The sequence below is a fragment of the Roseovarius salincola genome, assembly GCF_026891095.1.
In the GTDB taxonomy this organism is placed as follows: Bacteria; Pseudomonadota; Alphaproteobacteria; order Rhodobacterales; family Rhodobacteraceae; genus Roseovarius; species Roseovarius salincola.
Map to the genome: position 1 here is coordinate 1 of NZ_JAPTNL010000053.1, position 1,132 is coordinate 1,132.

Sequence of the window (1,132 nt, forward strand, 5' to 3'; positions counted from 1 at the left end):
AAAGGAGGTCGTTGCCGACCTGACCCTGGAAAATCGCCTGCTTAAAAAAAGCATGATCGGGGATGGGGAGTGCGAGACATGAGGTATCCCGCATCAGAAAAGCTGGAGATCATCCGCACCGTGGAATCCTCGCATCTGCCGGTTCGCCAGACGCTGGCCATGCTGGGCATCCCCAGCACGACCTATTATCGCTGGTATGACCGATGGTCGGAAGGCGGGCTTGATGCGCTCGCAGACACCGCACCACATCCCGGGTCCGTGTGGAACCGCCTCCCAGACGAGACCCGTGCCGACGTCATCGAGTTTGCGCTGGAACATGAGGATCTGACACCCCGCGAGCTGGCAGTAAAATACACTGACGAGAAGAAATATTTTGTCTCGGAATCATCCGTTTACCGGATCCTGAAGGCGGAGGATCTGATCACGGCGCCGGCGCATATCGTGATGAAGGCGGCCAATGAGTTCAAAGACAGGACCGCGCGGCCGAACGAACTCTGGCAGACGGACTTCACCTATCTCAAGGTCCTGGGCTGGGGCTGGTTCTACCTTAGCACCATCCTGGACGATTACAGCCGCTACATCATCGCCTGGAAGCTTTGCACGACGATGAAGGCTGAGGACGTGACCGCCACGCTCGATCTGGCGCTGGAGGCTTCAGGATGTGACTGCGCGACCGTTGTCGCCAAACCAAGACTTCTTAGCGACAACGGCTCGTCTTACATCGCGGGGGACTTGGCAGATTACCTCGACGACAAGGGCATGGATCATGTCCGCGGCGCACCCTACCACCCACAGACCCAAGGCAAGATCGAGCGATGGCACCAGACCATGAAGAACCGTGTCCTGCTCGAGCATTACTTCCTGCCCGGAGATCTCGAGCGCCAGATCAGGGACTTCGTCGAATACTACAACACCCGCCGGTACCACGAGAGCCTGGGCAACCTGACGCCTGCCGACGTCTACTTCGGCAGGGGAGAGAAAATCCTGAAACAGCGAGAGGAGATCAAACGCAAAACCATGCTTACGCGGCGCTTGCGCCACGAAACTGAAACCGCATAATCTCAATCAAGGATGGGCCAGAGCCTCCAATCCGAAAACCGCTCAAGCGTCCCAAATTATCTGACGACGTACA

General features: G+C 57.4%; 1 pseudogene. It reads left to right on the forward strand.

From position 1 onward, the window contains the following. Positions 1–1,059: pseudogene (locus N5A93_RS19445) on the forward strand (IS3 family transposase); the annotation flags it as partial. Between the last annotated feature and the right edge of the window lie 73 nt (positions 1,060–1,132).